This is a genomic window from Peribacillus sp. NPDC056705 (assembly GCF_043656335.1).
Window position 1 is genome coordinate 1 of the sequence record NZ_JBHTYI010000068.1, and the last position, 4,370, is coordinate 4,370.

The window sequence follows — 4,370 nt, forward strand, 5'->3', positions numbered from 1 at the left end:
GACACTATACATATGAAACAGAAGTGGATGTGATGATGAGATGGCAGAAGAATCAATCTTGACGCAGGAAGGCTTTAACAAACTCCAGGAGGAACTGGATGATCTGAAGTATGTGAAGCGCAAGGAGCTCGCCGCGCGGATCAAGCTTGCGATCAGTTATGGTGACCTGAAGGAGAACAGCGAGTATCATTCAGCCAAGGATGATCAGGCGTTCATGGAGACGCGGATTATCATTCTGGAGAAGATGCTGAGTAAGGCCCGGATTGTCGATGCTGCTCATATGGATTCCAACACTGTGCAAGTGGGCTCGAGAGTCGTCTTGAATGATATTGAGTTTGACGAGAAGCTGGAGTATCAGCTGGTCGGCCCGGCGGAGGCAGATGTACTGGACAATAAAGTATCCTACGAGAGTCCGCTTGGCAAGGCATTGATGGGCAAAGCCGTTGGTGACCGGGTGAACGTGGAGGCTCCGATGGGTGTCATTAAGTACGCCTTATTGGAGATCAAGGGACTGTAATCATGTAGAAAAAAGGCGTAATCCCGCTAAGCTGGGATTACGCCTTTTTAAATATAGGATTCAGGCTCACGCAGAAACTGCAGCTGCTCTGCGTTCATAAATATAACATGCCATCCCGAGCAGGAAGGCCAGACTTACAAGCACGGCCCCCACCCAAGGCAGGGAGGACAGGCTGAGATGCGTAATAACAAGGCCGCCGATGAAAGCCCCCGCGGCATTCCCCAGATTGCCCGCAGAGTGGCTTGCGGTTGATGCCAGCGCAGGTGCCGACTGTGCGAGGTTCATAACTCGAACCTGCATACCAGGCATTACGGCGAATGAAGCTGCTCCCCATAGGATGATCGTCAATACGGCGGTTACCGGATGATACATGGTCAAAGTAAACACCGTGAGTATAATGGCCGTAGCTAGATAAATACCCAGTATGGAAGGCAGCAGCTTCCAATCGGCCAGCTTGCCGCCAATCATATTCCCGGCGGTAACACCGATACCGAACAGAACGAGAATCCAGGTGACGCTCTGCTCGGCGTAGCCGGTAATTTCAATTAGCAGCGGCGCAATATAAGTGAATACGGCGAATAGTCCAGCGTTGCCGAGTGCTCCGATGAGCAGAAACAGCAGTAGTCTCGGCTTGATGAGCGCCGTGATCTGCTGAACCATGCTGGAGTGCTTGTCCGGATACTGCTTCGGGATAAAGATGATAATGCCAACGAGCGCGATGATGCCCATAATCGCAATGGCGGCGAAGGATGCGCGCCATCCCATACTTTGGCCGATGAAGGTACCGAGCGGCACGCCTATGATGTTGGCAATGGTAAGACCGGCCATCATAATGGATACCGCCGCGGCACGCTTGTCCGGACGTACGAGGCGCGAGGCAATCACGGCTCCAACACCGAAGAACGTACCGTGCGTTAAGGCTGTCAGCATGCGTGCTCCCATGAGAACGGCGTAGTTCGGGGCGAAGACGGCGATGCCGTTGCCCAGAATGAACAGTCCCATCAACAGCAGCAGGAGTTTCTTCTGCGGGATTTTGTGCGTAAGCACCGTTAAGATAGGTGCACCTACTGCAACGCCCAGGGCATACATGGTGATAAGCTGCCCGGCTGAGGCGATGCTGACGTTCAGATCATCCGCTACGTTTGGGAGGATCCCCATAATGACGAACTCCGTCATGCCGATGGCGAATGCACCAACCGTGAGCGAGAGTAGGGACACAGGAAAGGCCTCCTTGGAGGCCGTATGATGTAATTGTGATGAAGCCATGGTGTGAGACAACCTTTCTGCTGTATAAATTATTGCGAAGATATCTGCAATCCCAACCTGATTGATCGGTATAAGAGACCTGCTCCATATTATTTAACGATTCTGCTGGATAAGCAAGCTTTTTATTTCAGGTGTACGATGGGGCCGGTTAATAGCACGTAAAGGACGTAATTCTGCCCAGATCATATCCCGCGTATATCCAGCTGCTACCCGTCCATCTGAAGCCTGCAACGGAGGTGCGTCCGACGAAGATCGGAAAGAACCAGAAACCCGGCCCATACTGCGGCCAAATATAGGTGTTCCGATACATGCAGCCCCTCATAGCGCCGGGATCAACGGCGAACGTCGAGGTGAGCGGCTGCACGGGCGTAATCTGCGGGGGTGGGGCCGTAGGGGGTTGCTGAGGGCCGAAAGGGCCTTGAGGCGGCATAAATGCCATACATGGTCACTCCTTAATATGAATATGTGTTTAAATATAGAGCAGCGTGATAACTAGCAGTTCGAACAGCACTAATGGCAAGATCACTTGATTGTAGTAGCTTGGACCGAATGCACGTGGATGTCCTTCAGCCGGCATACTTAGATACACGATTCCTCGATTGCATCCAACGACGACACCTTCGAATACGTCGCCATCCAGTGTCTCAACCCGGACAAGTTTATGCAGATGCTGTTTGCAGAGATGGTGCAGATGATCGCGGATAGCTTGGATGCCTTGGCTTGTGCTCGTTTCGGCTTGATATATGGTTTGCTCTTGATGTTGCGGGTATGGAACAGTCATGATTAGAAAACCTCCATCGCATAAATAGAAACAGTTAAATCATCTTATGCAAATGCCTATATAGAGGTGTGTTATTAACAAACCAACTTAATATAGAGATTGGTGGAAAGATAGATAATAATATCCCTTTACGGGAATATTCCTGATAAGGTATATTTGTTTCAAGAACACTATGCTTATGGGAGTGAGGTGAACGGATATGGCAGAAGCAGCAAGATGGCGCACCCCCACACCACAAGGCAGGCAGCTCACTGAACGATCCGGCTCATGATGGGGATGGTCACATTCAGTGCACTGGCAGAGCCTAATCGTCTTCATATGGTTGAAATGCTGCTCCATGGACCGATGACGGTAGGAGATATTGCGAATCAACTGGAGATTCGGCAGCCTCAAGCCTCCAAACATTTAAAGGTGTTACTGGATGCGGGGCTGGTTGAAGTGAAGGCGGAAGCCAACCGCAGGAACTACCAACTGCGAATGGAGCCTTTTCAAGAAATGGACAGTTGGCTCTCAAGCTATCGCCGGATATGGAGTGAACGGTACGACAATCTCGACGCTTACTTGGAGAAATTACAAGCTTATCCGAATCAGGATCCAACCAATCGTATGAAGGAGGAATAAGAATGGCAAGTTCAATGGTATGCAAGGCTGAAGGTCGTGAGGTTATACTGGAGCGTGTATTTAACGCACCGAAGGAACTCGTATTTAAGGTGTTCTCGGATGGAGAGCATCTGAAGCAGTGGTGGGGCCCGCGTGGTTGGGAAGTCACCGTATCCAATATGGATTTTCGGCCAGGCGGAGCATGGCATTATTGCATGAAGTGCATGGATCAGAGCCAGGGTGATTTCTACGGGATGGAATCTTGGGGCAAGTCGGTATATCAGAAGATCGATGAGCCGGATCGGATCGTGTACGTCGATTATTTCTCGGATGCGGAAGGTAATATATCGGAGGATATGCCGGCTTCAACGATCACGATGACATTTGAGGATCAAGGTGGGCAGACGCTACTGATTAGCAGGTCGGTATATGAATCTGAAGAGGCGGTCAGACAGGTGCTCGATATGGGGATGGAACAGGGCATCACCGAGACGTGGGATCGTCTCGAAGAATATCTGTCTTCCCAAGTGTAATCGAACAACATATGGACGAGTTCAGGGCTGGATTCCTCGCGGATTCCAGCCCTTGCTGCATTAGCTTGAAAAACCGCCTCAATACGTTCAATATAAAGATAAATCAATTCAGCGAATAAAGGCTGCATAACATAGACAATGTAGGAGGGTTCATCGATGGAGATTGGCGTTAGCTCGTTTGTAGAGACATGGCCGGATGTAGACACAGGAGAGGTTATGAGCCATGCACAGCGGATTCGAGAGGTCGTGGAAGAGATTGTCCTGGCCGATCAGGTAGGCTTGGATGTGTATGGTGTGGGCGAGCATCATCGTAAAGATTATGCGGCGTCTTCCCCGGCGGTTGTGCTGGCAGCTGCGGCCTCTCAGACGAAGTGGATTCGGTTAACGAGTGCGGTGACGGTGCTCTCCTCGGCCGACCCGGTACGCGTCTTTCAAGAGTTCGCTACGCTGGATGCCATCTCTAACGGTCGTGCGGAGATTATGGCGGGCCGGGGGTCCTTCATCGAATCGTTCCCGTTGTTCGGTTACGATCTAAGCCATTATGATGAGCTGTTCGAAGAGAAGCTGGAACTGCTGCTCAGGATTCGCGAATCGGAAAAGGTAACCTGGAACGGCAACCATCGCCCAGCCATTCAGGGCCTCGGGGTGTATCCTCGACCGGTCCAACAACCGC

Annotated in this window: 6 protein-coding genes; 4 read left to right on the top strand and 2 right to left on the bottom strand. The window is 51.1% G+C overall.

Annotation, left to right across the window (positions count from 1 at the left end; translation table 11 throughout):
• Positions 1-40 precede the first annotated feature (40 nt).
• A complete protein-coding gene (gene greA, locus ACFRAK_RS27125) occupies positions 41-517 on the top strand; it encodes a transcription elongation factor GreA (protein WP_023960445.1) in 477 nt (158 codons plus the stop codon).
• A gap of 66 nt (positions 518-583) precedes the next feature.
• Here the strand turns inward: greA and ACFRAK_RS27130 are convergent, their stop codons facing one another.
• Positions 584-1,783 carry an MFS transporter gene (locus ACFRAK_RS27130; RefSeq protein WP_394572896.1) on the bottom strand — a complete coding sequence of 400 codons (1,200 nt, stop codon included), beginning with the start codon at positions 1,781-1,783 and terminating at the stop codon, positions 584-586.
• A 469-nt stretch (positions 1,784-2,252) separates the two neighbouring features.
• Positions 2,253-2,564: a hypothetical protein gene (locus ACFRAK_RS27135; protein ID WP_023960450.1), complete on the bottom strand. Its 312-nt coding sequence runs from the start codon at positions 2,562-2,564 to the stop codon at positions 2,253-2,255.
• Between the two features lie 270 nt (positions 2,565-2,834).
• Between ACFRAK_RS27135 and ACFRAK_RS27140 the strand changes: the two genes are divergently transcribed.
• From ACFRAK_RS27140 to ACFRAK_RS27150, 3 genes are all read left to right on the top strand, one after another.
• On the top strand, positions 2,835-3,185 hold the full coding sequence (locus tag ACFRAK_RS27140) for an ArsR/SmtB family transcription factor (RefSeq protein ID WP_394572899.1): 351 nt from the start codon (positions 2,835-2,837) through the stop codon (positions 3,183-3,185).
• A gap of 2 nt (positions 3,186-3,187) precedes the next feature.
• A complete protein-coding gene (locus ACFRAK_RS27145; RefSeq protein ID WP_394572897.1) occupies positions 3,188-3,697 on the top strand; it encodes an SRPBCC domain-containing protein in 510 nt (169 codons plus the stop codon).
• Between the two features lie 156 nt (positions 3,698-3,853).
• Positions 3,854-4,370: LLM class flavin-dependent oxidoreductase (locus tag ACFRAK_RS27150; protein WP_394572898.1), on the top strand; the 517-nt coding region annotated here is incomplete at its 3' end.